A 26637-nucleotide genomic window follows, 5' to 3' on the forward strand; every position below is an offset into this window, starting at 1 on the left:
GCGCGGTGGCCCTCGCGCGACGTTCTCCGGCTCGGCTCACGGGAGGGTCCCGATGCAAGAAATTGACTGGAATGTATTGCGCGACAATGCTATTCGAGTTATGCATAACGCCTATGCGCCGTACTCGCGGTTTCCGGTCGGCGCCGCAGCTCTCAGCTCGGACGGTCGAATTGTGAGCGGTTGCAATGTGGAAAATGTCTCATATGGATTGGGCCTTTGTGCCGAATGTGTACTCATCGGTAACTTATTCGCGGGCGGTGGTGGGCGCCTGTTGGCCGTCTCCGTCACCGATTCTCGCGGCGAAATCCTGATGCCCTGCGGCCGCTGCCGGCAACTCCTCTACGAGCACGGCGGGCCCGATCTCTTGATCGATCACCAGGCCGGGCCCGTCTCGCTACGAACCTTGCTCCCCGATGCCTTCGGCCCGGACGACTTGGACGCCGGACAGGTGTGAATCCCGGGGCTACAACTCATCCTCGAGAACGGCGTCGACCTCCGCGTCGGTGGGCATGCTGATCGTCGGGATATCTGCCGCCGCAATCCCGAGATGTTCCGCGACGAGTTTCAATGTCGCTCCCATGCCGTTCGCGTGAGCTGCGGCACGCCCGGCCCAGATCTCGAGTCCCGTGACTCGACGTGTCAACCGCAACTGGGCCTCGCCGTAGCCTTCCTCGATGTCGGCGACCCGGGTCTCGAGCCGGCCGACGCGGCGGTCGATGTGCATGGATGTCATGGTTACCCCCAACCCTGGAACGAATGATGTGCGGAGGCTATCGCGAGCCTCCGACAAGAACCAGGAGTCCGGCGTGTCCCATGCCAGACTGGCCGATGTGACGGCACTGGACGCGGTTTCGATCATTACGACCAAGCGAGACGGCGGCGAGCTGTCCGACGCGCAGATCGACTGGGTGGTCGATGCGTTCACGCGGGGCGCGGTGGGCGACGAGCAGATGGCGGCGTTGGCGATGGCCATCGTCTGGCGCGGGCTGACGCGGCGCGAGACCGCGCGGTGGACGGCCGCGATGATCGCCTCCGGCAGCCGGATGGACTTCACCGACCTGCCGCGCCCGACGGTGGACAAACATTCGACCGGCGGCGTGGGCGACAAGATCACGCTGCCGCTGGCGCCGCTGGTCGCCGCGTGCGGGGCGGCGGTGCCGCAGCTGTCCGGTCGCGGCCTCGGACATACCGGCGGCACCCTCGACAAGCTCGAGTCGATCCCCGGCTGGCGTGCGGACGTGCCGGTCGCGCGGATGCGTGAAATCCTCGCCGACCCCGCGATCGGCGCGGTGGTCTGCGCGGCGGGCGCCGATCTGGCGCCCGCCGATAAAAGGCTCTACGCGTTGCGCGACGTGACCGGCACCGTCGAGTCCATCCCGCTGATCGCCAGCTCGATCATGAGCAAGAAGATCGCCGAGGGGACCGCGGCGCTGGTGCTCGACGTCAAGGTGGGTGCGGGCGCATTCATGAAGACCCTCGACGGCGCCCGCGAACTGGCCACCGCCATGGTCGAGCTCGGCACCGACGCCGGGGTGCGCACGGTGGCGATGCTCACCGCCATGGACACCCCGCTCGGGCGCACCGCGGGTAATGCGCTGGAGGTGGCCGAATCGGTGGAGGTACTGGCCGGGGGCGGTCCCGCCGATATCGTCGAGCTGACTCTCGCCCTCGCCCGCGAGATGGTCGCGCTGGCCGGTGTGGATATCGATCCCGCCGACGTGCTGGCCGACGGCCGCGCCATGGACCAGTGGCGCTCGATGGTCCGCGCCCAGGGCGGCGACCCTGATGCCCCGCTGCCACGCGCGCGGCACACCGAGGTCGTACGCGCCGACCGTGACGGAGTGCTCACCCGGCTGGATGCGATGGGCGTCGGGATCGCCGCTTGGCGCCTCGGCGCGGGGCGGGCCCGCCAGGGCGATCCGGTCCAGTTCGGCGCGGGCATCGAAATCCACGCCAAACCGGGCGATTCCGTCGGCGCGGGGGAGCCGCTGCTGACCTTGCACACCGACACCCCCGACGCGTTCACCGGTGCGCTCGAGGCACTGGACACCGCCGTCACCATCGGTACGGCCGAGCAGTATTCGCCCGTTCGGCTGCTACTGGACCGAATCGGCGACTGATATCCACCCGGTCCGGCGGTCCAGGCGGGTGAGCGTTCGAATCGCGTCGGACGGCGATCGGGGCGAGGGGATCGCATCGGTGCCGAACCCGGTCGACGCGCTGGAACGCCGATCTTGTCGCATTCGAAATATGCACTGGGCCAGTCTGATTCCGCTACGGCGGCGGTGCGGATACATACCAGTGGTGCGGGCGGCGCGCCAGCGGAGCGTCCGCGTTGCGACTGATATCTCGAAGCGCTGGTTGTCGGGACGGTAATCACATACCTCCCACGATGTGACGACTCACCCAACTGGGCTGCCCGACCGCGCCGGTGCGGCTAACGTGTGGTCATGACAGGACCGATGCCTTTGACCCTTGCCTCGATCCGCCAAGCTCCCAAGGCACTGCTGCACGATCACCTCGACGGTGGTCTGCGGCCCGCGACCGTGCTGGAGCTCGCCGCCGATTGCGGTTACGACGACCTACCCGCCGCCGATGAGGCCGCCCTCGGCGCCTGGTTCCGTGACGCGGCGGACAGCGGATCGCTGGAACGCTACCTGGAGACCTTCGCCCACACGGTCGCGGTGATGCAGACCCCGGAGGGGCTGCGCCGGGTGGCCAAGGAATGCGCGGAGGATCTGGCCGCCGACGGCGTCGTGTACGCCGAGGTGCGGTTCGCGCCCGAACAGCATCTCGAACGCGGACTGACCATGGACGAGGTGGTCGAGCACACCCTCGCCGGTTTCCGGGAGGGCGAGGCGGCGGCCGCGGCCGATGGCCGCCCGATCGTGGTGACCTGCCTGCTCACCGCCATGCGACACGCGGCGCGTTCACGCGAGATCGCCGAGCTCGCGGTGCGCTGGCGCGCCGGCGGTGTCGGCGGCTTCGATATCGCGGGCGCCGAGGCGGGCTATCCGCCGAGCAGGCATCTGGACGCCTTCGAATACATGCGGGCCAATAGCGCGCATTTCACCATCCACGCGGGTGAGGCCTTCGGGCTGCCGTCCATCCACGAGGCGCTGGCCTTCTGCGGCTGTGATCGGCTCGGTCACGGCGTGCGGATCACCGACGATATCCGGGTGCCGGGCGCGATCGAGGACGCCCAGCTGGGTCTGGTCGCGAATTACGTGCGGGATATGCGAATTCCGCTGGAGCTGTGCCCGTCCTCGAATGTGCAGACCGGTGCGGTGCCATCGCTGGACAAACACCCGTTCGATCTGTTGGCGCGGCTGCGCTTCCGTGTCACCGTCAATACCGACAACCGCCTGATGAGCGACACCACCATGAGCAAGGAGATGCTCAAACTGGTCGAGACCTTCGGCTACGGCTGGAGCGATCTGGAACGGTTCACCATCAATGCGATGAAATCCGCTTTCATCCCGTTCCCGGAGCGACTGCGCATCATCGACGACATCATCAAGCCCGGATACGCCGTCCTGCTGGGCTGAGCCGGGTTGTGCCGCATCGACGGACGCGCCACGGAGCCGACGGTCGGCTCCTCGGTCGAGCCGAGCAGATCTGGATCCGGCTGAACTGAGCGGATTCGTCGGCGGGCGCTCACCGGGTCGGCCGGAAACGGGTCCGGCGCCCGTCGCGGACCTGAAGACAGGTCCGCGACGGGCGCCGGGATGGCTGGGACCGGGCGGGTTTACTTCTGGACCAGCCGACCTTCGAAATTGCGCTCCAACTCGCGCCAGCTCTGCGCCTCGGCGGTGAACGGGGGGTTCGGTGCGAGGCGGGTCGGGTCCGGGTTGAGCAGGTAGGAGACGTACCAGCCCAGCGGGGTGGACTGGGCCAGGGCCTGCTCGACGGCGTCGTCTTCTGCGTAGTCGGCCGCGTCGGTGAACAACTCCACCGCCAGGTCGAGTTGGTCGATGTCGACCGCCTCGGGGCCCTGGGACAGGTCATCGGCGAGGCCCGTCAGCACGTAGACGTTCTCATCGGTGACCTCGACCTCGAGCGAACCGTCCACGGCCGCGGTCTGCACGTCGGTGTAGGTGCTCACCCGGGCCAGATCGTGTTCGTGATCGTCGGCCAGGTAGCGGGCCAGCGCGCGTTCGGAGCCGAAGACCGAGATCGAGCCGTCCTTGCCGAGGAAGACCGGCTCGTCGTCGAGGTAGCAGCGCAGCGTGAAGTAGACGCTGCCGGAGGTGACGATCTTGACCGGGTCGATGCCGACCTCATGCCAGAACGAGTCGTCCTCCTCGTCCTCTTCTTCGTCCTCCGCGTCGAGGTCGACGGATTCGAACTCCTCGTCCTCTTCGCTATCGGCCGCATCGTCGGCGTCGATGACGTTCTCCTCGGCGGCCAGCAGCTCCGCCTCGGCGACGGCGACCGCCTCGGCGTCCACGTCCGGGGTCGAGACCACCGAGTCGATGGCGTCGAGCACCGCGTCCCAGTCCTTGGCGATGGCGGCGCCGATCTGATCCCAGAGTTCCTCGCCGTCACGCCCGACGAAGGAGCTCACGCCAGCGGGCAGCGCGCCGAGCACCGGGTGCGAACTGAAGAACTTGGTGACCGTCTCCAGCTCGCAGACCTCGCCGATATTGCGCACCATCGAGAGCGTGTCCTCCAGCTCGGCGATGGAATCCACATCGGGATCGCCCGCGGCCAGCTCCGGCACGGCGACCAGATCGTAGGAGAAGTTCTCCTCCGGCTCCAGCTCGGCCGCCGACAGACCTGCGACGATCTTCCACGCGGGATGGTCGACCAGGTCGTTATCGGAGTTGGTCCGGATGAACGCGGCCAGCTCCGCCACGGACTCGAAACCGTACAGCGAGTCCTCGTGTCCGAGGAACGCCTCCCACTCGTCGTCACCGTCTCGCCAGCGCGGTGCCCACAGTGTGACGAGATCGCCGTCGGTCAGGCCGAGCTCGATCGGGACGATGTCTCCAGAAGCCATGAGCGGAAGCCTATCGACCTTCCGTGTCAGGCACTATCCGGCCCGCCCCCAACGCTGCCCTGCGTGTCCTGTGACGCGGGTGCAAACGACTCGTTCAGTGTCGCAACGACCTTCGAGCGCTGTGAGCCGGCATCCTCCGAGGCCTGCCTGCAGGCCCAGACGATCAGCTGGCTGACGTCGGTCGGCGCCATCGAAGTGACCGCCTCCGACAGCGACAGTCCGACCAGCGCGCCGTCGCTGTTCACCTCGACGCTGACCACGCCGTCATCGGTGGTGAACTGGCCGCGTACCTGCTTGAGGCCGTACAGTGCGGCCTCCAGCGCCTCCAGCTTCGCCGTCGCGTTGGCGACCAGCGCATCCATCTCCGCACTCATACCGGCCTCATCCAGCTAGTCGGTCCCGTGTCCGCGTCATCGATCCGGTCCAATTCATCGACCGCCTGCTGCCGGGTGGGCAGTCCGAGCCGGTCGAGGATATCGGCGGGCATACCCGCCTCGGTCAGGACCTCGCGGCGACGGGCGCGCGCGGCAATGGTGGAGCGCTGGGTGAGGCGCAGGATCTCGGCCGCGAGAGCCTGTGCGCCGTAACGGTATTCGCTGCGCTCGAATTTGATCTCGACCGGCATGCCCTGGTCGGTGGCGCGCACCGCGATGGTGCCGGACCGGTTGGTGCTGCCCGCGACCGTGACGTTCGGAATGGGCTGCGGTTGCTGGGGGTTTACCGGTTGGCTCATTCGGTGGGCCTGTAGAAGCCGTAGAACTCCATACCCATGTTCTCCGTTCGGATGGAACTGACCGAGACCGGGTCGCCGGCCTCGACGAGCTGCCCGTTGCCGACCACCATGGCGACATGGCCGTCCCATACGGCCAGATCGCCCGGCATCAGATCTCCGGGTGACACCTGCGGGTGTCCGATGTGTTGCTCCTGGGCCAGGCGCGGCAGTTCGACACCGGCCTCGCCGTAGGCGTACTTCGTCAGACCGCTGCAATCGATGCCCGAGCCCGGGGTATTGCCGCCCCACACGTAGGGCGTGCCGACCGCGCTGAGTGCCGATTTGACCGCGGTCGCGGCCTCCTCGTTCGGCGCCTCGACGGTACTGCCGTCGGGCAGGGTGATCTTCACGCCCTTGCCGTCGGTCGTCGAATTCGCCGAATTGGAATTGCTGTTGGAATTGTTGTTCGTGCTCGACTTGCTCTGCGTCTGGTTGGACGCGGCGCTCGACGCCGCCGAAGTCAGCGGCTTGCTGATGGTGCTCACCATGCTGCCCGCGCCGCTCGCGAGACCGAGCAGGCTGTCGATGCCGGACTTCACACCCGAGGTCAGGTTGGTCGGCAGCGAGGCGGGTGAGGTGGACGGCGCCGGGGTCAGCTCGTTCATCGCCTGGGTTTGCGTGCTGAGCTCGTTCTGCGTCCGCCCGACCACATTCAGGCCTTGGTTCAGATGGTCGATGGCCGAACCGACGAGCACCGTCAGCCCCTGCGGCGTGGCGATCGCCGGACCCAGGGCCGTTGCCTGGTTCACGAACGACTGCACGATGCCGTTGAGATCCTTCTGGCCGGTCTCCACATAGGCGGCGGCCTGGTCGACGACCGTGGCCATCTCGGTGCCGCGATCGGAGATCGTGGCGGCCGAGGTCTGCACGCGCAGCGCCTTCGAGGTCGCGGCATCCGCGGCGACACCGTCCCACGCGGTGTTCATCTGATTGATGCTGTTGCGGCTCAACTGATGTAGTTGATCGAGCATGCTCGAAGTGGACGTCAGTGCGTCCGAGGCGCCGCCGCTGGGCACCACGCCGGTGCCGAAACTGGAGAGCAGATCCAACAACGGCTTGGCCAGCACATTGATATCGATCACCGGCTCATCCGTCCAGATCTGTGGTCCGGAGTGCCGCGGCATTGTTCAGGTCCGTCTCGGTGAGCACGGTCGCCGCGCCCGCGGTGGCCCCGCCCAAGCTGGACAGCACCGCCGACAGCTGGCCGATCGAGGCGACGTGTCCGGCGTGCGCCGCCGCGTACGCCGCCATGAAATCGCCGCCGATCAGGCCCATGATCGGTCCGAGCAGCGCCGGATTCGCCGCCGCGGCACTGGTTGCCGCGCCCGCCATTTCACCGGCCATCACCCCGGCGGTCGCGCTGTAAGCCGCAATGCCCTCGGCGTCCGCCGACATCTTTCGCATAGTGCTTCCCCCATCTGTCGTTCCCAGGCAGAGTACGTCATCCACCTAGTTCGACGCGCTGCCTTCCCGATCGGTTCCAGCTCGTTCGAAAAATTTTCGGGGAGACGTCCGACACCGAACTCGTCATCGACCTTATCGTTCCCTCATGCGCACGCACACCGTGGACCACCCACTCGCCGCGACCCTGCTCACCACCATGCGAGACGCGCGCACACCGAATCCGGCCTTCCGCACGGCATTGCGCGATCTCACCGGGATTCTGATCTACGAGGCCCTGCGCGACGCACCGGTGACCCGGTACGAGATCACCACCCCGGTGGCCGTCGCCGAGGGTGCGCGACTCACCCAGCCGCCGCTGCTTGTGCCGGTGCTGCGGGCCGGACTCGGCATGATCGATGCCGCCGCCGAGCTGATCCCCGATGCCAGGGTCGGTTTCGTCGGCATCGCCCGTGACGAAGACAGTCACCGGCCCGTCCCGTACATGGAGTCGCTGCCCACCGATCTCGCCGACGTCCCGGTCTTCGTGCTCGACCCGATGCTGGCCACCGGCGGCTCCATGCGCCATACCCTCGAGTTGCTCGTCGCCCGTGGCGCCACCGACATCACCGCGGTCTGCGTGGTCGCCGCCCCCGAAGGCATTGCCGCGCTGGCGGACTCGGGTCTGCCCGTGCGGCTGGTGACCGCGGTCGTCGACACGGGCCTGAACGAGAACGCCTATATCGTGCCCGGCCTCGGAGACGCGGGCGACCGCCAATTCGGCCCGCGCTGACTCGATCGGACGAACAACCCTACAGCTGCTCGCAGAACTGTCGAAGCGCGGAAAGGCGCTGCCGGGCCGCACTTCTCGCGGCGGATAGGGCGGTGCGATCGGTGACGGGTTCGACCACCTCGAGGTAGCACTTGAGCTTCGGTTCGGTGCCGGAGGGGCGGATGACGACGCGCGCGCCGCCGCTCTCGAAGATCAGCGCGTCGGTGCGCATACGACCGCGCACCTGGAGCTGATCGGTGTATTTCACCGGTTCGTCGGCGATTTCGCCGGGTGGGGCCGTACGCAGCCGGTCGACGACGGCGGCCGCGGCGTCGATATCGGCCAGTCGCAGCGACACCTGGTCGGTCGCGTGCAGGCCGAATTCGAGTGCGTAGTCGTCGAGTTCGTCGGCGAGCGTGCGGCCCGCCGCCTTCAGCCGGGATACCAGGTCGGCAGTGAGGACGGCGGCGGAGATCCCGTCCTTATCGCGCACCACGGCCGGATCGACGCAGTGTCCAATCGCCTCTTCGTAGGCGTAGACCAGGCCGTCGCCCGCGCGGGCCAGCCATTTGAAGCCGGTGAGGGTTTCGGCATAGCGGGCGCCGCGGGCCGGTGCCAGCTTGGACAGCAGCCGTGACGACACGATGGTGGTGGCGACCAGGGATTCCGGCGGCGCGGTGCGCAGTACGCAATCGCCGAGCAGCACACCGGTTTCGTCGCCGCGCAGCATGCGCCAGCTCGCCGAACCGCGGATGCCGACGGCGCAGCGATCGGCGTCCGGGTCGAGGGCGAGCGCCACATCGGCGCCGACCCGTTCGGCCAGTGCCAGCAGCAGATCGGTCGCGCCCGGCTCCTCCGGGTTGGGGAATGCGACCGTGGGAAAGTCGGGGTCGGGCTCGAACTGCTCCGGCACGACATGCACATCGGTGAATCCGGCCGCTTCGAGCGCCGTGACGGCGGTCGCGCCGCCGACACCGTGCAGCGGGGTGAGCGCGATCCGGATATCGGCGCGTGCGCCGGGCCCGCCGATCGCGTCCGGCAGTTCGGCGACACGGGCCAGGTAGCGGCGCACGATTTCGGCGCCGGGCTCGTGGCCGAGCGCCGATACGATCCGCGGATCGTGTACGCCCGCGGCCGGATCGGCGCGCGGAACCGGCGCGCGCACCGCCTCGATGCGGGCTTCGATCTCACTGTCCGCGGGTGCGATCAGCTGGGCGCCACGGTCGAGGAACACCTTGTACCCGTTGTCGGTGGCGGGGTTGTGCGAGGCGGTGATCTGCACGCCGGCCACCGCGCCCAGTTCGCGCACCGCGAACGGGACCAGCGGCGTGGGCAGCGGGCCGGGCAGGGTCAAGACCGAGAAACCCGCCGCCGCAAGCACTTCCGCGGTCGTGGCGGCGAAGTCGGCGGAGCCGTATCTGGCGTCGCGTCCGACGGCGACCAGGCCGCCGCCCAGGCAGCGCTCGCGCAGCCAGTCGGCCAGGCCCGCGGTAGCTTGTGCGACCGTATCGACATTCATGCCGTCGGGGCCGTCCTGGATCGGGCCACGCAGCCCGGCCGTCCCGAACCGCAGCATCAGTAATCCTCCGGTAGGTGTACGAGCCGCGTTGCGGCGGGAATGTTTTACAGCCGCTCCAGCACGCCGCGCAGCAGCTTGCCGAGCCGAGGCGCGGCCGCATGCCCCTCGGCGAGCACCTCGGCGTGCGACAGGTGCGCACCGGTCACGCCCGCGGCCAGGTTGGTGACCAGGGAGATGCCGAGCACCCGGACACCCAGGGCACGGCAGGCGATCGCCTCCAGCACCGTGGACATGCCGACCAGGTCGGCGCCCATGGTGTGCAGCATGCGGATCTCGGCCGGGGTCTCGTACTGCGGTCCGGTCAGGCCCGCGTACACCCCCTCGGTCAGGCTGGGATCGATATCCCTTGCCAGCGCTCGCAATTCGGGATCCCAGGCATCGACCAGGTCGACGAAACTTGCCCCGGTCAGCGGCGAGCGCCCGGTGAGATTGATGTGGTCGCTGATCAGCACCGGCTCGCCGACCTGTAGGCCGGGGCGGATCCCGCCCGCAGCGTTGGTGAGCAGCACGATCTCGGCGCCCGCGGCGATCGCGGCGGTGACCGGATGCACGACCTCGGTCGGCTGGTAGCCCTCGTACAGGTGCTGACGACCCATCAGCAGCAGCACGGGTGTGTCGTCGACGGCGATCGAGTGCACCATCCCGACGTGCCCCTGCGCGCTCGGCGTCCCGAATCCGGGCAGCTCCGGCATCGGCACCGAGGCGCTCGGCGTCCCGATTTCCGCGGCCGCCTCCTGCCAGCCCGACCCCAGCACCACCGCGACCCGGTGACGCTCGACTCCCGTACGTTCGGCTATCGCCTCGGCGGCCTGTTCGGCAAGCATGATCTGAACGATAGTCGGGTCCCGACGCCGCTGCCGGGTCCGGTCGGCCGCGTCGATTGCTACCCGTGAGTAGCTCGCCCGTGGGGGGCGGATAAGCTGCGCGCATGCCGTATCTGGAACGTGAGGGAGATGTGTTCGTCCTGTACCTCGGAAGCGAGGAACAGACCGACAGCGAGAACCGCTTCCATCCGGATTGGATCGATGAGTTCCACGGGCTTCTCGACAAGGTCGAAGCCCACGAGGGTCCGGCCGCGCTGGTCACCACGGCGTCCGGCAAGTTCTACAGCAACGGCCTCGATACCGACTGGCTCTTCGGCAACCTGGACAAGATCCACGGCTACCTCGACCGCGTGCATTCGCTCTACACCCGGCTGCTCGCCTTCCCGCTGCCGACCGTCGCCGCCCTCAACGGTCACGCCTTCGGCGCCGGCGCCATGCTCGCCACCTCGCACGACTTCCGGGTGATGCGCGCCGACCGCGGCTTCTGGTGCCTGCCCGAGGTGCATCTGGGCATGCCGTTCACGGTGGGTATGAACGCCCTGCTGACCGAGCGGCTCGCCAACCAGGTCTGCGTCCAGGCCATGACCACCGGTTACCGCTACCCGGCCGATCAGGCCATCGCCGCGGGCATCGTGGACGAGGCGGCCGACGCCGACGCATTGCTGGGCGCGGCCGTCGCGCGCGCCGCGGCACTCGCGGGCAACCGCAAGCCGAATCTGCCGGTGATCAAGCGCGCGCTGCACGCCAAGGCGCTGGCCGGACTCGCCGTCGCGACCACCCCGGAGAACCTGGCGTTCGCCGCCGGATAACCCACACTGTGACCGGCGTGACGGGCGCAGGGTGCGCCCGATTCGCCGCACAGTGCAACACTGTGTCCCATGCCACCACCGCGCAGCGGGCACGACGAGATGCGCAGCGATCTTCGCGCTGTGCACGCTGATGTCGCCGTGGCGGCGTCGGATGCCGCGATCGCGGCCGCGTCGGCGCGGCTGATCGATCTCTCGCACGCCATCCACGCTGAACCGGAGCTGGCCTTCGAGGAGGTCCGCAGCGTCGCCAAGACCGTCGAGCCGCTGGCCGAACGTGGCTTCGAGATCGACCTCGGCGTCGCCGAGCTGCCGACCGCGTTCCGCGCCGTCTACGGCAGCGGCGAGCTGACGGTCGGCCTCTGCGCCGAGTATGACGCGCTGCCCGAGATCGGCCATGCCTGCGGGCACAACATCATTGCCGCGACGGCGGTCGGGGCGGCGCTCGGGCTCGCCGAGGTGGCCGACGAACTCGGCATCACCGTGGTGGTGCTCGGAACTCCCGCCGAGGAGAGCGGCGGCGGCAAGGTGCTGATGTTGGAGCGCGGCTGCTTCGACGACGTGGCGATGGCGATGATGGTGCACCCGGGCCCATTCGATATCGCGGGCGCTCACTCGCTGGCCCTCGCCGATATCGGCGTGGTCTTCCACGGCCGTGAGGCACATGCGAGCGCGGCACCGGAACTCGGCCGCAACGCGGGCGACGCGGTGACCGTTTCGCAGGTAGCTCTGGGGTTGCTGCGTCAGCATCTTCAGCCTGGACAGCAACTTCACGGTATAGTCAGCGACGGTGGCGTAGCCCCCAACATCGTGCCCGGACGTGCGGAACTGCTGTACTACCTACGCGCAGTCGACTCCGCATCCCTCGGCGATCTGATGCGACGAGCATCGGCTTGTTTCGAGGCGGGCGCCCTGGCGACCGGCTGCACCCACGAAATCCGGACGCTCGCACCTACATATACCGAGCTGACGCCCGATACCGCACTACTGTGTGCCTATCGCGAGCAGATCGCCGAACTGGGACGGATGCCGATCGCACCGGAGCTCGAGGCGCAGCGACCGCTCGGCAGCACCGATATGGGCAACATCACCAACGTCATCCCGGGTATCCATCCGGTCATCGGCATAGATGCCGGTGGGGCGGTGACACATCAGCCCGGCTTCGCCGCGGCCAGTATCAACGCCTCGGCGGATCGCGCGGTGCTCGATGGCGCATCGGCGCTGGCGCGTACCGCAATCGTCATCGCCCGCGATGAAGAACAGAGAGACAGGTTGTTGCAACGGTTCGTTCAACGACAGGAGGACATTCGGTGAGCATTACCGGCCATTCGGCGGCGGCTGCGGACGGGGGAGCGTGCGCGACCACGGAGGGCCAAGGGGACATCGTGCTCGGCCAGCCACGCATCGACGGCTTGGAGGCCGTCGATGCGTGGCTGGCCGAGCACACGGTCGACATGATCCAATGGCGCAGGCATATCCACGCCAACCCGGAGCTTTCCCGGACCGAATTCGCCACTACCGAGTTCGTCTCCTCTTGGCTGACGAAGGCCGGGTTGACGCCGCAGAAGATGCCGGGCGGCACCGGACTGATCTGTGATATCGGACCTACGGACGCCCCCCGCATCGGCCTGCGCGCCGATATGGACGCACTGCCGCTCCAGGAGTTCACCGGACTCAGCTTCGCCTCCACGGTCCCGGGCGTGTCACACGCCTGCGGCCACGATGCGCACACCACCATCCTGCTCGGCACCGCGCTCGCGCTGGCCGAGTTGGACCTGCCCGTCGGTGTGCGGTTCGTCTTCCAGCCCGCCGAAGAAGTGATGCCGGGCGGCGCGATCGATATGGTCGCCGCGGGCGCCATGGAGGGTGTCGACCGGATCTTCGCCCTGCACTGTGATCCGCGACTCGAGGTCGGCCGGGTCGGTATCCGGGTCGGGGCGATCACCTCGGCCGCCGACACCGTCGAACTGGTACTGGACTCGCCGGGCGGGCATACCTCGCGCCCGCACCTGACCAGCGATCTGGTCTATGCCATCGGCACCGTGATCACCGGGCTGCCCGGACTGCTGAGCCGTCGCATCGATCCACGCACCAGCACGGTGATGGTGTGGGGTGCGGTCTCCGCGGGTAAAGCACCCAACGCGATTCCGCAGACCGGCATGCTCACCGGCACGGTCCGCACCGGCGACCACGCCACCTGGTCGCTGCTGGAGCCGATGGTGCACGAGATCGTCGACGGTCTGCTCGCCCCGACCGGGGTGCGCTACCAACTGAATTACCGCCGCGGCGTGCCGCCGGTGGTGAACGACGAACACTCCACCCGGATGTTCGAGGACGCCATCCGCGCACTGGGTCCGGACGCGCTCGCCGACACCATGCAGTCCGGCGGGGGCGAGGATTTCTCCTGGTACCTGGAGGAGGTGCCCGGCGCCATGGCGCGCCTCGGCGTCTGGTCCGGGCACGGCGAGCAGTTGGATCTGCACCAGCCCACCTTCGACATCGACGAGCGGGCGCTCGCGGTGGGCGTGCGGGTGCTGAGCAACATCATTCTGGGCACGCCCTGAGCCGGAGTTCTTCCGAAACCGCGTGGCCGACCTTCGGGTCGGCCACTGCGTTCGTTTGTCAGCCGAAGTTTCCGGGGCCTACGTTGCGACTGTTCCTGGTGCGCAGCGCGTGCACGTAGTCCTCCGGGGCGCCCGCCTTCTCGGCGGCGTCGGCCATGACGCCGATATAGCGCGCCGACGGCAGGCCACCCTCGTAGGCGTCCAGCACATACAGCCACGCCAGGCGTGGTTCGGTGCCGCTGCCGGGGCTCGGGGTGACGCGCAGCCGGATCTTCTTGTGGATGCCGAAGTCCGAGCCCTCCCAGCGGTCCAGGCGTTGCTCGTCCTCCGGGGAGACGTCGTAGAGCACGACGAAAACCCGGGAACCAGGCTCCTCCACGACCGTCGCCAGCGGTCCTTCCCACCCGATGTCGTCGCCGGCGAAGGTGAGTCGCCAGCCCTCCAACCAGCCCGTCCCGGACATGGGGGAGTGCGGACAGCGCTCGAGCATCTGGGACGAGTCCATGTTCGACCCGTAGGCGGCGTAGATCGGCACGAGGAAAGGGTAGCCAATAACCCGGCCGGATCCCCCATATCCCGGCAGTGTCGACCGGCCGCGCCTTCGGCGCGGCGTGTTCGCGGCCTGTATGTCTCGCGTCCGAGGGGACGAGATTCGCGACTTCGTCACATGTGCGGGTGGGACGGGGTGTTGCGTTCGCGTTAGCGGTATGTAGGCAATGGGGGTTGCCGGAGACTCGCCCGATAACGTTGTAGCCAGTGCCGGAGATCCCGGTCGACAGCTCGAGCGGAGGTATCCATGACCCGCATTGCCATCATCGGTGGCGGCCCGGCCGGTTACGAAGCGGCACTGGTGGGCGCCCAGCACGGCGCGGAAGTGACCCTGGTCGACCGCGACGGCATCGGCGGTGCGTGTGTGTTGTGGGACTGTGTGCCCTCGAAGACCTTTATCGCCTCGACCGGCGTGCGGACCGATCTGCGTCGCGCCAAGGATCTCGGGATCACGCTGGATCCGAGCCAGGCCGCCGTCGCGCTGCCCGAGGTGAACGCGCGCGTCAAGGCGCTGGCGCTGGCGCAGTCCTCCGATATCCGGTCGAAGTTGCAGTCCGCGGGGGTGACGGTGCTTTCCGGTTGTGCGGAACTGACCGAGCCCGCTGTCGGGTTGTCGACCACGCACCGGGTGCTGGTCAAGCTCGACGGTGGCGCCGAGCGCCGGAAGATCCTCGAGGCCGAGGTGGTGCTGATCGCCACCGGCGCCAGCCCGCGGGTGCTGCCCGGCGCCGAGCCGGACGGTGAGCGCATCCTGAACTGGCGTCAGCTCTACGACCTGCGCGAACTGCCGGAGACCCTGGTGGTGGTCGGCTCGGGTGTCACGGGCGCCGAATTCGTTTCCGCCTATACCGAATTGGGTGTGCGGGTGAAGCTGGTCTCCAGCCGCGACCGGGTGCTGCCCGGCGAGGACGCGGACGCGGCGCTCGTCCTGGAGGAGGCGCTGGCCGAGCGCGGGGTCGAACTGGTCAAGCACGCCAGAGCGGACGCGGTGGAGCGCACCGCCGAGGGCATCGTGGTGAAACTCTCCGACGGGCGCACCGTCGCGGGCACCCACGCGCTGATGACGGTGGGGTCCACGCCCAATACCGAGAGCCTGGGACTGGCACAGGTCGGCATCGAACTCGACCGTGGCGGCTACCTGCGGGTGGACCGGGTTTCGCGCACCTCGGTGCCCGGCATCTACGCCGCGGGCGACTGCACCGGCCTGCTGCCGCTGGCCTCGGTGGCCGCCATGCAGGGCCGCATCGCGATGTACCACGCGCTGGGCGAGGGTGTGAGTCCGATTCGCCTGAAGACGGTCGCCTCCGCGGTCTTCACCCGCCCCGAGATCGCCACCGTCGGCGTGAGTCAGACCGCGATCGACAATGGCGACATCCCGGCCCGCACGGTGATGCTGCCGCTGAACACCAATCCGCGCGCCAAGATGTCGGGGCTGCGCCGCGGTTTCGTCAAGATCTTCTGCCGTCCCGCCACCGGCGTGGTGATCGGCGGCGTGGTGGTGGCGCCGATCGCCTCCGAATTGATCCTGCCGATAGCCCTTGCGGTGCAGAACAATCTGACCGTCAACGACCTGGCCCAGACCTTCTCGGTCTACCCGTCGCTGACCGGTTCGGTGACCGAAGCGGCCCGTCTGCTGATGCGCCACGACGATCTGGACTGATTCACAAGATCGCCGCAGGTCGGCACCCCGACCCGGCTTTCGCGCGCTGTCACCCGAGTGTTCTTGCCACCGGGTGGAATTCACCGCATTGCCACTGCGCCGAACATGTGGTTGACTCCCCGCAGAGATGCGATCGGCGGGCGGTCGCTTGGTTCTGTTGTGGGGGGAAGAGTCCTTTCCAAACGGGAACGGCGAACGGCGCGCAGGTCGTTCGACGACCGAGCGTCTCACCAGGGACAAAACTGGGTGCGACCGCTTCGGTCACACCCGGGAAAGGGAATTGCGAAAAGTGAAACATCGTAAGCCGAGTCGGGCGCAGCGAGCGATGGCGAGCACATCGTTGCCGTTGGCCGCCGCGGCCGCCGTGGCAACTCTTCTCGCGGCGCCGGCGGGGGCTGTTCCGAACGATCCGACCACACCCTCCACCCCGGCCCCGGCACAGCCGGGCACCGAGGCGCCTGCCGAGAACACCCCGGAGACGACCAAGCCGGATCCGAACAAGCCGGAACCCGCGAAGCCGGAGAGCAAGCCGACGCCGAGCCAGCCGGGCGTCACCACTCCGGATCCGAATCAGGTCATGCCGGATCCCAACAAGGATCCGAAGTTGGCCGCGCCGATGCAGCCGGGTGTCACCACCCCGCGTGTCGCGCCGCTGCCGGTGCCGGGTCAGCCCGCGCCCGCGCAGCCCGCTACGGCGCCGGATCCGGCTGCGCCGGGCGATCCGAAGCCCGCCCAGCCGGGTGTCCAGCAGCCGGGCACGCCGGGTGCCGCGACCCCGGGTTCGGATGCGAACACTCGTGCCGCGCAACCGGAGTCGGAGACCCTGGTGCAGCAGCCGCCGCGCTGGGAGGCGCCGCGCCTGCAGGCCGCGCCCGCCGCGCCGGTCGTCGAGATGAACGGTCCGCGTACCGAAATCGGCGCGAACGTCGACGGTGGCGGGCTGCTCCCCGGTTTCGTGGCCAACACCCACCACTTCAGCAATGCGGCGGGTTACGTCGGCACCATCGGTTACCGCACCCCGACCGGTGCGGGCGAGGCCGGTGTGTCGGTCGAGTTCGTCGACATCAACACCGTCAAGGTCACCAGCTACACCGGTGGTGAAGGGCTGGCGGACAACAAGAACACCATGATCCTCGACACCACCCAGGTGAACCTGGCGAAGGCGTCCGTGGAGCAGTGGATCGCGGCGCAGCCGGGCGGCGCGGCTGCCCTCGAAGCGGCTGCGCAGGTTAAACTGCCGCCGATTGTTCCGCCGGGTGAAGTGATTCCGCAGACGGTCAACGTGGCTGGTATCACCACCCAGTGGGGTGGTTCGGTCCAGTACTGACACAAGCTGTTTCGACGGGTGGGGCGGTCGTACGCGACCGCCCCACACGTGTGTCCTGGGAAAGGATTGGGTGTGGGTTCCGAAGGTGATGCGAAGGACAACGAATCCGACCAGTCCGGGTCGGGATTCGGTCCGCCGCTGGGTGAATTCGGCCCACCGGTGGGCGACTTCGGTCCATCGGTAGGTGAGTTCGGCCCGCCGACGGGTGAATTCGGTCCGCCTGTCGGAGACTTCGGCGGTCCGCCGATGGCCGAGTCCGGCCCGCAGTGGACGGTGCCGGAGCCGCCCGGCGATCATCCGGAACTCGGGTGGCGTCCGGCGGACGAGCCCGCCGTGCCACCGCCTCCGCCGCAGTACCGGGCACCCGATACGACGGTCTTCCCCGACCCACCGCGCTCGCCGGTGCCGCCCTCGGACTTCGACGCCACCGTGCGGCATCACACGCCGCCCGCGGGCAGTGACCGCTGGTGGAGCCCGACCGATACCGGCGAGGTGCCGAAGCCGCCGCCGGAACCGCGCCGGTCCGAGCCCGGGCTGTCATGGGCGGATGATCCGATCGCCAAGCGGTTGGCGCCGAGCGCCCCGGTGGCGGCGCCCTCCGGTTCCCGATCCGGAACCGGCCGCCGCTGGATCGTGCTCGGTGTCGTCGCGGCGCTGGTGGTGGTCGCGGCGATCGGGCTGGTGATCGTGCTCGCCGCTCGGGACTCCGGTGGCGATACGGAGCAGGTGGCCTCCGCCGCCCCGACCTCCGCGGTCTCCAGTTGCCCGTCCAGCGTCGAGGGCAGCGTCACCACCGGCAATGGTCCGGGCGACACCTCCAGCGGCGAGAAGGCAATCCTCGGCTTCCAGCATGCGTACTACACCGATCGCAATGGCGCACTGGCGCGCAGCTTTGTGGCGCCGGATGCGAATGTCGAGCCATCCGAGGATCTGCAGCGGACGATCGACCAGCAGATCCCGAAGGGCACGACCTACTGTCTGCGGATCACGTTGCTGGCACCCGATCGCTTCAATGTCGTGGTCAACGAGCAGCGTCCCGGTGGCACCACGTTCACCTACTTCCAGCTGATCCAGACCGTGAACCTGGATGGGCGGTATCTGGTTCAGGTGATCGGGTCCTTCTGAATTCGCGACCTGCTGAAGCCGACCGCCCGCGGTGCCGTCCCCGGTGTCGCGGGCGGTCGGCGCGTTTGTTGACCGCTAGGCGTGCGCACTGGGTGAATGCCGAACTGTCGCACTGTTTTTCGATGAGCGATGGTTGGTTTTCGCCTTGATTACCGTGCGATTGCTCGGTAGTGTGCGTCATGTCAATCAAGGAGGGGAGATCCTTTATGTTCACGAAATTCCTTGCCAGCGCTGTGATTGCGGTCGGCTTGGTCGCGATCGTTCCGAGCGTCGCTACCGCGGGACCTTGTCAGCCGGGCGTATCGACCGATTGCACCAACACCCCGCCACCCCCGAAGTGCCAGCCGGGTGTGTCGACGAATTGCCCGAGGCGCTGACGGTCAGCTCCCGGTAGGTCATATCGGCCGATGCCAGCGGTGGTCTATTACGCCGCTGGCATCGGCCGTTCTGCTATCGGCGGACGAGTGTCGTCTGATCCGCCGGTTGCCGGTTGACCACCGCGATCGAGCTCATCGGCGCGTCTGCGACCGTGCGTGCGGCGTGCCGGGCACATCGCTCCTAACTGGGAGGAAGCCTGGCCTATCTCATAATTTGAGAATACAATTTCACATTCTGGTCAAATTTGTGGGACAGTGGGTATTCGCGCACCTGGCGTCTCCCGGAGGTTTCCATGTCGTCGACCAATCCGCCGTTGGCAAGCAAGCTGAGCGGGCTGCAGAGTTCGGCGATTCGTGACCTGCTCAAGCTGACCACGCGGGCGGAGATCATCAGCCTGGCGGGCGGCCTGCCCGATGCCGAGCTCATGCCGCGCGAGCGGATCGCGAAGGCGGCCGAGGGCGCCCTGAGCGGGACCGGTGCGCTCCAGTACACCGAATCGCCCGGTTGGGCGCCGTTACGCGCGGTGCTCGCCGAGCGCGAGTCGGCCCGGCTCGGCAGGGTCGTCCCGGTCGACGAGGTGTTCGTGACGCACGGTTCGCAGCAGGCGCTGTCGCTGTTGTCGGAGGTGCTGCTCGATCCCGGTGCGCTGGTGGTCGTCGAGGATCCCGCCTATGTCGGAGCGCTGCAGGTGTTCCGGGCCGCCGGGGCGCGAATCGTCGCGGTGCCGTTGGATGCCGAGGGTATGCGCATCGATGCGTTGCGGGAGTTGCTGGCCCGTGGCGAACGCCCGGCCGTGGTGCACACGGTGAGCAACTTCCACAATCCCGGCGGGGTCACCATGAGTCCGCGGCGTCGCGGCGAACTCGCGGAACTCGCCGAAGCGCACGGCTTCTGGGTGATCGAGGACGACCCGTACGGCGAGCTGTGGTTCGACAGCCCCGCGCCCGCGCCGGTGGCGACGTACTCCCGCAACGTGATTCGCCTATCGAGCGCCTCCAAGATCATCGCACCGACTCTTCGCGTCGGCTGGATGGTCGCCCCCGACCGTGTCTGCCGGGCCGTCGAACTCCTCAAACAGGGTGCGGACCTGTGTGGTTCGGCCCTCACCCAGCAGATCGCGGCCGATCTCCTCGCCGACGAAACCTGGCTCACCGCCCACGTCGATACCGTCCGCACCACCTACAGCACCCGTGCCAAGGCTCTCGTGCACGCCGTCCGCACCGCCTTCGGTGACCGCATCACCTGCACCGACGCCACCGGCGGCATGTTCGTCTGGGCGGACTTCGCCGACGGCACCGACACCGGAGCCCTGCTCCCGCACGCACTGAACGAGGGCGTCGCCTATGTCCCCGGCTCCGCCTTCGCCGTCGACGGCGCGTACCGCGAATCCATGCGCATGTGCTTCACCACATCCGATGCTTCCACCCTGGAGCAGGCCATCGACCGCCTCGCCCGGGCACACGCCCGGGCGGCCGGATAGGAGCGGCGGCAACGGCATTCGAGCCGATCGGCCGGGTTCGGGTCAGTCGACCCAGTTGTAGGTGCGCTCGACCGCCTTGTTCCAGGCGGCGAGGTGTTCCTCGCGGTCGGCGGCGGACATGGTGGGTTCCCAGGTTTTGTCGGCGGACCAGTTGGCGCGGATATCGTCGGTGTCGGGCCAGTAGCCGACGGCCAGACCAGCCGCGTACGCGGCGCCGAGTGCCGTTGTTTCATTGACGACGGGGCGGACCACGGGGGCGTCGAGGATGTCGGATTGGAATTGCATGAGCAGGTCGTTGCCGACCATGCCCCCGTCCACCTTGAGGGTGGTGAGTTCCAGATCCAGCTTCTGGGAGTCGGCGTCGGCGCGCATCGCGTCGACCACCTCGCGGGTTTGGAAGGCGGTGGATTCCAGGACGGCCCTGGCCAGATGGGCGCGGTTCACGAAGCGGGTCAGACCTGCGATGACGCCGCGGGCGTCGGGCCGCCACCGGGGCGCGAACAGGCCCGAGAAGGCGGGGACGATATAGGCGCCGCCGTTGTCCTCGACGCTGCGCGCGAGGGGTTCGATCTCGTCGGCGGAGGAGATGATGCCGAGGTTGTCCCGGAACCATTGCACCAGTGAGCCGGTCACCGCGATGGAGCCCTCCAGCGCGTATACGGCGGGCTGGTCGCCGAGGCGGTAGCACACCGTGGTCAGCAGGCCGTGCTTGCTGAACACCGGGGTGGTTCCGGTATTGAGCAGCATGAAATTGCCGGTGCCGTAGGTGTTTTTGGCCTCGCCGGGGGACAGGCACGCCTGGCCGAAGGTGGCGGCTTGCTGGTCGCCGAGGATGCCCGCGACCGGAATACCCGCCAGCGGTCCCGAGGTGATCTCGCCGTACACCTCCGAGGAACTGCGAATCTCGGGCAGCATTCCCTGCGGCACACCGAATTCCGCGCAGATCCGCGAATCCCATTGCAGCGTGCGCAGGTCCATCAGCATGGTGCGCGACGCATTGGTGACATCGGTGACGTGCAGACCCGTGAGGTTCCACAGCACCCAGCTGTCGATGGTGCCGAAACACAGTTCGCCCGCTTCGGCGCGCTCCCTGGCGCCCTCGACATGGTCCAGGATCCAGCGCAGCTTCGGCCCGGCGAAGTAGGTGGACAGCGGCAGCCCGGTGCGATCCTGGTAGCGGGTCGGCCCGGATTCGCCGCCCAGTTCGGTGACGAGCCGGTCGGTGCGGGTGTCCTGCCAGACGATGGCGTTGTGGATCGGCTCGCCGGTGGCGCGGTCCCACACCACGGTTGTCTCGCGCTGGTTGGTCACACCGACCGCGGCGATATCCTCGGTGCTCAGATCGAGCTGCTCCAGCACTTCGCCGAGCACGAGTTCGGTATTGCGCCAGATGCTGCGCGGATCGTGCTCGACCCAGCCCGGCCGCGGGAAGATCTGTTCGTGCTCTCGCTGGGCCACCCCGACGACGCGGCCCTGCCGGTCGAAGACGATGCACCTACTGGAGGTCGTGCCCTGATCGATGGCGGCCACATAGCGACGCATTGGTGCAGGTTACTAAACACGGTGAGTGCTGTGTCCGTTTGCGGCGCGTCGATTCGCATAGCCTGGTAGCTGAACAGCTCGATCTTGTGCCCGTGCCCAACATCGCCTACACCTGAGGCCGCCGTCGGCTGGAGGAGTCGAGCATGACCATGAAACAGGATTCGCAGTTCCTCGGCCCCGAGCAGCGCCGCACCGCGTGGGAGCGGTTCGGCAAGGACCATTTCGACGTGGTGGTGGTCGGGGGCGGCGTGGTGGGCGCCGGGATCGCGTTGGACGCGGCCACCCGGGGCTTGCGGGTCGCGCTGGTCGAGGCCCGCGATCTCGGGTCCGGCACCTCGAGCCGTTCGTCGAAAATGTTCCACGGCGGCCTTCGCTATCTGGAGCAGTTGGAGCTCGGCCTGGTGCGTGAGGCGCTGCGCGAGCGTGAACTCTCCCTCGCCACGCTGGCCCCGCACCTGGTGAAACCGTTGCGCTTCCTCTACCCGCTGACGCATCGGGTGTGGGAGCGGCCGTATGTGGCCTCCGGCCTGGTCCTCTACGACACCATGGGCGGCGCCAAATCCGTACCGGGGCAGCATCATCTGTCGCGCAACCGCGCACTCAGGCTGGCGCCCGGGCTCAAGCGCGACGCGCTGATCGGCGGTGTCACCTACTACGACACCGTCGTCGACGACGCCCGCCACACCATGACCGTGGCCCGCACCGCCGCACACTACGGCGCGGTGATCCGCACCTCCACCCAGGTGGTCGGCTTCCTGCGCGAGGCGGACCGGGTGGTCGGGGTGAAGGTGCGCGACAGCGAGGACGGCCGTAACGCCGAGGTCCGCGCGCACGTGGTGATCAATGCGACCGGTGTCTGGACCGACGAGGTGCAGGCGCTCTCGCGCAACCGCGGCCGCTTCCATGTGCGCGCGTCGAAGGGTGTGCACATCGTGGTGCCGCGTGACCGGATCGTCAGCGATGCCGCGATCATCCTGCGCACCTCCACCTCGGTGCTGTTCGTCATCCCGTGGGGTGCGCACTGGATCATCGGCACCACCGATACCGACTGGAATCTCGACCTGGCGCATCCGGCGGCGACCAAGGCCGATATCGACTATCTGCTCGCGCGGGTGAACGAGGTGCTGGTCACCCCGCTCACGCCCGCCGATATAGATGGCGTGTACGCCGGTCTGCGTCCCCTCCTAGCGGGCGAAAGCGATTCCACTTCCAAGCTTTCCCGCGAACACGCGGTCGCCCGCATCGCCCCGGGACTTGTCGCCATCGCGGGCGGCAAGTACACCACCTACCGGGTGATGGCCTACGACGCGGTAGACGAAGCGGCGCAGGATATTCCGGCCCGGGTATCGCCGTCCATCACCGAGAAGGTGCCGCTGCTGGGCGCCGACGGGTACTTCGCGCTGGTGAATCAGACGGTGCATTTGGCCGAGTCCTACGGCGTGCATCCGTATCGGGTCAAGCATCTGCTCGACCGCTACGGCTCGCTCGTCGACGAGGTGATGGCCATGGCCGAGGATAAACCCGAACTCCTGCAACCGATTACCGACGCACCCTCCTACCTCCAAGTGGAGATCGTCTACGCGGCGGCCGCGGAGGCTGCGCTGCATCTCGACGATATCCTGGCCCGCCGGACCCGGATCTCCATCGAATACTCGCACCGCGGCGCCAACTGCGCCGAGCAGGTGGCCCATCTGGTCGCGCCGGTGCTCGGCTGGGACGACGCCGAAATCGACCGGGAGATCACGACATACCGGGCCAGGGTCGACGCCGAGATCCGCTCGCAGACCCAGCCCGACGACGCTTCCGCCGATGCCCTGCGCATCGCCGCCCCCGAACCACGGCCCGAAATCCTGGAGCCGGTCCCGTTGGACAGCTGAATCACGACTGTCCGAGTACGGGCGGCGGCAGCGCGATCGTGGCGAGGGTGCCACCGCCCGCCGCGGGCTCCATTGTCGCGGTGCCGCCGTGCAATTCGGCGATCCACGCCACCAGAGCCAGCCCGATGCCGCTGCCGCGACCGCCGGTCACCCCGCGCTGGAACGGATTGCTCGCCACCTGCGGGTTCAGCCCGGGGCCGTGGTCGCGCACGCTGACCCGCCCCTCGGTCACATACACCTCGACGGGTGCGCCGCGATTCATCGCGCCGTGCGTGACGGCGTTCTCGAGCAGGTTGCGCACCGCGAGGCTCAGCAGGCCGGGATCCCCCACGACTACCGAGGGCTGGGTCCGCACGACGATGCCCGCATTCGGGAACTCCTCGATCACCGCCTCGGTGAGCTGGTCGAGCAGCAGTTGCACCCGCTCCATCTTGGTGACGCCCGCCTGCATCCGTGCCCGCGCGAGCAGTCCCGCCACAATCCGCTCCATCCGGGAACCGAGGGCCCGCGCATCGTCCAGCGCGCGCTCCACCTCGTGCGGGTTGCGCCTGCGCGGCGCGGTGACCAATCCGAGCGTGGTCAGTGGGGTGCGTAGTTCGTGGGCGGCGTCGCCGAGGAAGCGTTCCTGTTCCTCGAGCATGACCGTGACCTGGCGCATGCTGCGCCCGGAGAGCCAGTGCGCGGCCATACCCGACAGGATGACAAGGGTGAACCCGCCCACCACCAGTCCCCATAGCAGCAGCGCGCGTTCCCGGTCGAAGACACCCGGATTGGCGCCCGCGATGACGACCGCCTCGATCGGGGAGTCGTCCCAGATCATGTGCTGGGCGACCAATCGCACCGGCCTGCCCTGACTGTCGGTGCCGTCGCGAAAGATGGTGTCGGTGGCCACGGTGGCGTCGTCGACCACGCCCTGGACGATCTCCTCCTTCGGCAGCCAGGAGCGCAGGTGCGAATAGCGTTCCTGCCACTGGCCCGCGCCGTCGTTGGACAGCACCAGTACCGCGGTCTCGCCATTGGCGAGGTCGTAGTTCTCGACCTGGCTGATATCGAAGGTGTCGTCCTCGAGCAGGCCGATACTGCGATTGACGCCGGTGGCTACCCGGTCGATCGCGTCGTCCATGGCCTTATCCCGCGAGCGGGCGTCGATGGTGGTGGCCACCAACCCGAGGATGATCAGGCAGGTCGCGGTGACGGCGGTGATCAGCGTGGTCAGCTGCCACCGGGTGCGGCGCAGCCGCCGGACGGCGGGGCGCGCGTCGGAGGTGGCGATCACGGTACGAATGGTTCAGCTCCGATCATGAAGCCCGCGCCGCGCACCGTCTCGATCACCGGCGGTGCGCCGAGCTTGCGGCGCAATTGCGCGATCACCGCGTCGACCACGTTCGACGTGGGTTCGGCCATCTCGTCCCAGCAGCATTCGATCAGCTCCGAGCGGGTCACCACGCTGCCCGCGCGGGTGGCGAGCAGTTCGAGGACCGCGAACTCCTTGGGGGTCAGCGACCGCAGAATGCCGGCCCGCTGTACGCGGCGGCGGGGTAGATCGATATCGATATCGCCGAGTCGCAGGCGCGCCGGAGCGGGGTGCTCGCGGCGGCGGCACAGGGCACGCACCCTGGCCGTCAGTTCGGGCAGCGCGAACGGTTTGACCAGGTAGTCGTCGGCGCCGTTCTCGAAGCCGGCGATGCGGTCGGCCAGACCGTCGCGCGCGGTGAGCATCAGCACCGGGACCCGGTGGCCCGCGGCGCGGTGCGCGGCGACCAGTTGTAGGCCGTCGCCGTCGGGCAGGCCGCGGTCGATCACCAGGCAGTCATAGGTATTGACGGAGATCTTGAAATCGGCGTCGGCGAGGTGACCGGCGAGGTCGACCGCGAAGCCTGCGAAGCGCAGGCCCGCCGCCACTTCGACGCCGAGCCTCTCATCGTCCTCCACGACCAAAACCCGCACGAGATCAGACAATAGGGCACTTCACAAATCGTTCGCCGCGGGAGTTAGGGTGGCCCGACCCCTCCGGGCCACCCGCTCACCGAACCGGTCGGCTCAGTAGGTGTACAGGTCCCAGCCGTTGGCGACCTCGACGCACTCCCATTGGGTGCCACCGGTCTTCGGCGAATTGCCGTCCGCGGCACAGGCCTCGTAGGTGGCGTAGTTACCGATGAACGGGGTGTGCAGCGGGGCGGGCGCGGCGGCGGCGACACCGGCGCCGGCCGCCACGGCGCCGAGGGTGAGTGTGGCGGCCGCGATCGCGGACTTGATCTTCATGGGATGGATTCCTTTCCCGCGCGGCGTCTCCGCGCTGGGGACAGAAAACCAAGCCCTCCGTGAGATTTTCATGATGAGCGCGACGCCGCTGCTCAGGCTGGCGAATCCGGATTCTCGACGCCGATCACCCAGGCCACCAGCGAGCGCAGATAGCGCAGTACCAACTCATCCGGATAGGTCCGCGGGTCGGCGAGGTGCAGTCGGGCGAGCTCTTCGGTGGCCGCGAGCATGAGCCGTTCGGTGGCGCCGTCCGGATCGATGGTGACCCCGGCGTAGCGGGACAGGTGTCGCGCGCCGATCGCCCGAGCGTAGGCGCGCCCGAACTCCAGCCGTACCCGCAGATCCGGCGGCCCACCGTCGGGCGGGCTGAGCATGATCTGCCAGCTGGTCGGCGCGGCGTGCAGATATTCGAGGATGCCGCGGCCCACCCGATCGACATCGTCCGCGGTACCGGACCAGTCGACACTGCTGACCCCGGCCATCGCGATCTCGGTCTCGCGGTCCAGCAGTGCGGTCATCAGCCCGGACAGGTCGGTGAACTGCTGGTACACCAGCGCCCGCGCGACCTCGGCCTCGCGCGCGACCCGGTCGATGGTGACCGAGGCGAATCCCTCGGCCGCGACGATATCGCGCGCGACGTCGAGTAGTTGGGTGCGCCGGTCGGCGGCGGACATGCGGCGCTTGGGGGCGGAGCCAGCTCTGTCTGGGCCCGGCTCACCGTGCGGTGCTGAAGTGAGC

Annotated in this window: 26 protein-coding genes; 12 read left to right on the plus strand and 14 right to left on the minus strand. The window is 68.2% G+C overall.

Annotated features, from left to right (window positions below):
• Positions 1-52 precede the first annotated feature (52 nt).
• On the plus strand, positions 53-454 hold the full coding sequence (locus AB0H61_RS07500) for a cytidine deaminase (RefSeq protein ID WP_357300467.1): 402 nt from the start codon (positions 53-55) through the stop codon (positions 452-454).
• 9 nt (positions 455-463) lie between these two features.
• On the opposite strand, the gene AB0H61_RS07505 is transcribed toward AB0H61_RS07500, so the two are convergent.
• Complete coding sequence (locus AB0H61_RS07505) at positions 464-733, minus strand: hypothetical protein (RefSeq protein ID WP_357300469.1); 270 nt, start codon at positions 731-733, stop codon at positions 464-466.
• 97 nt (positions 734-830) lie between these two features.
• On the opposite strand from AB0H61_RS07505, the gene AB0H61_RS07510 reads away from it, so the two are divergent.
• Positions 831-2120 (plus strand): thymidine phosphorylase, encoded by a 1290-nt coding sequence (locus AB0H61_RS07510; RefSeq protein WP_357300591.1) that lies wholly within the window; start codon positions 831-833, stop codon positions 2118-2120.
• Positions 2121-2450: 330 nt separating this feature from the next.
• Positions 2451-3548, plus strand: coding sequence for an adenosine deaminase (locus AB0H61_RS07515; protein WP_357300471.1), 1098 nt, complete (start codon positions 2451-2453; stop codon positions 3546-3548).
• A 200-nt stretch (positions 3549-3748) separates the two neighbouring features.
• On the opposite strand, the gene AB0H61_RS07520 is transcribed toward AB0H61_RS07515, so the two are convergent.
• Genes AB0H61_RS07520 through AB0H61_RS07540 form a run of 5 tightly spaced genes read right to left on the minus strand, consistent with a single transcriptional unit; the run spans position 3749 to position 7178 of the window.
• Positions 3749-5002 (minus strand): primosomal protein, encoded by a 1254-nt coding sequence (locus tag AB0H61_RS07520; RefSeq protein ID WP_357300473.1) that lies wholly within the window; start codon positions 5000-5002, stop codon positions 3749-3751.
• Between the two features lie 26 nt (positions 5003-5028).
• Positions 5029-5376, minus strand: a complete 348-nt coding sequence (locus AB0H61_RS07525) for a YbaB/EbfC family nucleoid-associated protein (RefSeq protein ID WP_357300475.1) — start codon at positions 5374-5376, stop codon at positions 5029-5031.
• Positions 5373-5735, minus strand: coding sequence for a hypothetical protein (locus AB0H61_RS07530; RefSeq protein WP_357300476.1), 363 nt, complete (start codon positions 5733-5735; stop codon positions 5373-5375). Before AB0H61_RS07530 ends, AB0H61_RS07525 begins: the two co-directional genes overlap by 4 nt.
• Positions 5732-6856, minus strand: a complete 1125-nt coding sequence (locus AB0H61_RS07535) for an NlpC/P60 family protein (protein WP_357300478.1) — start codon at positions 6854-6856, stop codon at positions 5732-5734. The genes AB0H61_RS07530 and AB0H61_RS07535 overlap by 4 nt, the downstream gene beginning before the upstream one ends.
• A 4-nt stretch (positions 6857-6860) precedes the next feature.
• Entirely contained in the window at positions 6861-7178 is a 318-nt protein-coding gene (locus tag AB0H61_RS07540) for a hypothetical protein (protein WP_357300479.1), read from the minus strand.
• Positions 7179-7323: 145 nt separating this feature from the next.
• On the opposite strand from AB0H61_RS07540, the gene upp reads away from it, so the two are divergent.
• Complete coding sequence (gene upp, locus AB0H61_RS07545; RefSeq protein WP_357300481.1) at positions 7324-7947, plus strand: uracil phosphoribosyltransferase; 624 nt, start codon at positions 7324-7326, stop codon at positions 7945-7947.
• 19 nt (positions 7948-7966) lie between these two features.
• Here the strand turns inward: upp and AB0H61_RS07550 are convergent, their stop codons facing one another.
• Positions 7967-9502 (minus strand): phospho-sugar mutase, encoded by a 1536-nt coding sequence (locus AB0H61_RS07550; RefSeq protein ID WP_357300482.1) that lies wholly within the window; start codon positions 9500-9502, stop codon positions 7967-7969.
• 47 nt (positions 9503-9549) lie between these two features.
• A complete protein-coding gene (locus tag AB0H61_RS07555) occupies positions 9550-10329 on the minus strand; it encodes a purine-nucleoside phosphorylase (RefSeq protein ID WP_357300483.1) in 780 nt (259 codons plus the stop codon).
• A gap of 104 nt (positions 10330-10433) precedes the next feature.
• On the opposite strand from AB0H61_RS07555, the gene AB0H61_RS07560 reads away from it, so the two are divergent.
• From AB0H61_RS07560 to AB0H61_RS07570, 3 genes are all read left to right on the plus strand, one after another.
• A complete protein-coding gene (locus tag AB0H61_RS07560; protein WP_357300485.1) occupies positions 10434-11138 on the plus strand; it encodes an enoyl-CoA hydratase-related protein in 705 nt (234 codons plus the stop codon).
• Positions 11139-11237: 99 nt separating this feature from the next.
• A complete protein-coding gene (locus AB0H61_RS07565; protein ID WP_357300593.1) occupies positions 11238-12449 on the plus strand; it encodes a M20 family metallopeptidase in 1212 nt (403 codons plus the stop codon).
• A gap of 140 nt (positions 12450-12589) precedes the next feature.
• Positions 12590-13699, plus strand: a complete 1110-nt coding sequence (locus AB0H61_RS07570) for a M20 family metallopeptidase (protein ID WP_357300595.1) — start codon at positions 12590-12592, stop codon at positions 13697-13699.
• Positions 13700-13757: 58 nt separating this feature from the next.
• Here the strand turns inward: AB0H61_RS07570 and AB0H61_RS07575 are convergent, their stop codons facing one another.
• Positions 13758-14234 (minus strand): gamma-glutamylcyclotransferase, encoded by a 477-nt coding sequence (locus AB0H61_RS07575; protein WP_357300486.1) that lies wholly within the window; start codon positions 14232-14234, stop codon positions 13758-13760.
• A 261-nt stretch (positions 14235-14495) separates the two neighbouring features.
• Between AB0H61_RS07575 and AB0H61_RS07580 the strand changes: the two genes are divergently transcribed.
• The 4 genes from AB0H61_RS07580 (at position 14496) to AB0H61_RS07595 (ending at position 20218) form a co-directional block, all read left to right on the plus strand.
• The gene (locus AB0H61_RS07580; protein ID WP_357300487.1) at positions 14496-15908 is read left to right on the plus strand and encodes an NAD(P)H-quinone dehydrogenase; all 1413 of its coding nucleotides are present in this window, start codon (positions 14496-14498) and stop codon (positions 15906-15908) included.
• A gap of 325 nt (positions 15909-16233) precedes the next feature.
• A complete protein-coding gene (locus AB0H61_RS07585) occupies positions 16234-17235 on the plus strand; it encodes a hypothetical protein (protein WP_357300488.1) in 1002 nt (333 codons plus the stop codon).
• 72 nt (positions 17236-17307) lie between these two features.
• Complete coding sequence (locus tag AB0H61_RS07590) at positions 17308-18360, plus strand: hypothetical protein (protein WP_357300490.1); 1053 nt, start codon at positions 17308-17310, stop codon at positions 18358-18360.
• 670 nt (positions 18361-19030) lie between these two features.
• On the plus strand, positions 19031-20218 hold the full coding sequence (locus tag AB0H61_RS07595) for a PLP-dependent aminotransferase family protein (RefSeq protein ID WP_357300492.1): 1188 nt from the start codon (positions 19031-19033) through the stop codon (positions 20216-20218).
• Between the two features lie 42 nt (positions 20219-20260).
• Here AB0H61_RS07595 and glpK read toward each other — a convergent pair whose 3' ends face one another.
• On the minus strand, positions 20261-21760 hold the full coding sequence (glpK, locus tag AB0H61_RS07600) for a glycerol kinase GlpK (protein WP_357300494.1): 1500 nt from the start codon (positions 21758-21760) through the stop codon (positions 20261-20263).
• A 143-nt stretch (positions 21761-21903) separates the two neighbouring features.
• Here glpK and glpD point away from each other — a divergent pair, with 143 nt between their 5' ends.
• Positions 21904-23637: a glycerol-3-phosphate dehydrogenase gene (glpD, locus tag AB0H61_RS07605; protein WP_357300495.1), complete on the plus strand. Its 1734-nt coding sequence runs from the start codon at positions 21904-21906 to the stop codon at positions 23635-23637.
• 1 nt (position 23638) lies between these two features.
• Here glpD and AB0H61_RS07610 read toward each other — a convergent pair whose 3' ends face one another.
• The 4 genes from AB0H61_RS07610 to AB0H61_RS07625 all read right to left on the minus strand — a co-directional run bounded on the left by AB0H61_RS07610 (position 23639) and on the right by AB0H61_RS07625 (position 26573).
• Complete coding sequence (locus AB0H61_RS07610) at positions 23639-24913, minus strand: HAMP domain-containing sensor histidine kinase (RefSeq protein WP_357300496.1); 1275 nt, start codon at positions 24911-24913, stop codon at positions 23639-23641.
• Positions 24910-25584, minus strand: a complete 675-nt coding sequence (locus tag AB0H61_RS07615; RefSeq protein ID WP_357300498.1) for a response regulator transcription factor — start codon at positions 25582-25584, stop codon at positions 24910-24912. The genes AB0H61_RS07610 and AB0H61_RS07615 overlap by 4 nt, the downstream gene beginning before the upstream one ends.
• A 93-nt stretch (positions 25585-25677) precedes the next feature.
• A complete protein-coding gene (locus AB0H61_RS07620; protein WP_067833685.1) occupies positions 25678-25899 on the minus strand; it encodes a hypothetical protein in 222 nt (73 codons plus the stop codon).
• A 92-nt stretch (positions 25900-25991) separates the two neighbouring features.
• Positions 25992-26573 (minus strand): helix-turn-helix domain-containing protein, encoded by a 582-nt coding sequence (locus AB0H61_RS07625; RefSeq protein ID WP_357300596.1) that lies wholly within the window; start codon positions 26571-26573, stop codon positions 25992-25994.
• Positions 26574-26637: the final 64 nt, after the last annotated feature.

The sequence above is a fragment of the Nocardia sp. NPDC050710 genome (assembly GCF_040654375.1).
Lineage (GTDB): Bacteria > Actinomycetota > Actinomycetes > Mycobacteriales > Mycobacteriaceae > Nocardia.

Coding starts and splice junctions, on each gene's coding strand:
- AB0H61_RS07500 (WP_357300467.1), top strand. CDS start 53: ATGCAAGAAATTGACTGGAATGTATTGCGCGACAATGCTATTCGAGTT.
- AB0H61_RS07505 (WP_357300469.1), bottom strand. CDS start 733: ATGACATCCATGCACATCGACCGCCGCGTCGGCCGGCTCGAGACCCGG.
- AB0H61_RS07515 (WP_357300471.1), top strand. CDS start 2,451: ATGACAGGACCGATGCCTTTGACCCTTGCCTCGATCCGCCAAGCTCCC.
- AB0H61_RS07520 (WP_357300473.1), bottom strand. CDS start 5,002: ATGGCTTCTGGAGACATCGTCCCGATCGAGCTCGGCCTGACCGACGGC.
- AB0H61_RS07525 (WP_357300475.1), bottom strand. CDS start 5,376: ATGAGTGCGGAGATGGATGCGCTGGTCGCCAACGCGACGGCGAAGCTG.
- AB0H61_RS07530 (WP_357300476.1), bottom strand. CDS start 5,735: ATGAGCCAACCGGTAAACCCCCAGCAACCGCAGCCCATTCCGAACGTC.
- AB0H61_RS07540 (WP_357300479.1), bottom strand. CDS start 7,178: ATGCGAAAGATGTCGGCGGACGCCGAGGGCATTGCGGCTTACAGCGCG.
- upp (WP_357300481.1), top strand. CDS start 7,324: ATGCGCACGCACACCGTGGACCACCCACTCGCCGCGACCCTGCTCACC.
- AB0H61_RS07550 (WP_357300482.1), bottom strand. CDS start 9,502: ATGCTGCGGTTCGGGACGGCCGGGCTGCGTGGCCCGATCCAGGACGGC.
- AB0H61_RS07555 (WP_357300483.1), bottom strand. CDS start 10,329: ATGCTTGCCGAACAGGCCGCCGAGGCGATAGCCGAACGTACGGGAGTC.
- AB0H61_RS07560 (WP_357300485.1), top strand. CDS start 10,434: ATGCCGTATCTGGAACGTGAGGGAGATGTGTTCGTCCTGTACCTCGGA.
- AB0H61_RS07565 (WP_357300593.1), top strand. CDS start 11,238: ATGCGCAGCGATCTTCGCGCTGTGCACGCTGATGTCGCCGTGGCGGCG.
- AB0H61_RS07570 (WP_357300595.1), top strand. CDS start 12,590: ATGATCCAATGGCGCAGGCATATCCACGCCAACCCGGAGCTTTCCCGG.
- AB0H61_RS07580 (WP_357300487.1), top strand. CDS start 14,496: ATGACCCGCATTGCCATCATCGGTGGCGGCCCGGCCGGTTACGAAGCG.
- AB0H61_RS07585 (WP_357300488.1), top strand. CDS start 16,234: ATGGCGAGCACATCGTTGCCGTTGGCCGCCGCGGCCGCCGTGGCAACT.
- AB0H61_RS07595 (WP_357300492.1), top strand. CDS start 19,031: ATGTCGTCGACCAATCCGCCGTTGGCAAGCAAGCTGAGCGGGCTGCAG.
- glpK (WP_357300494.1), bottom strand. CDS start 21,760: ATGCGTCGCTATGTGGCCGCCATCGATCAGGGCACGACCTCCAGTAGG.
- glpD (WP_357300495.1), top strand. CDS start 21,904: ATGACCATGAAACAGGATTCGCAGTTCCTCGGCCCCGAGCAGCGCCGC.
- AB0H61_RS07620 (WP_067833685.1), bottom strand. CDS start 25,899: ATGAAGATCAAGTCCGCGATCGCGGCCGCCACACTCACCCTCGGCGCC.
- AB0H61_RS07625 (WP_357300596.1), bottom strand. CDS start 26,573: ATGTCCGCCGCCGACCGGCGCACCCAACTACTCGACGTCGCGCGCGAT.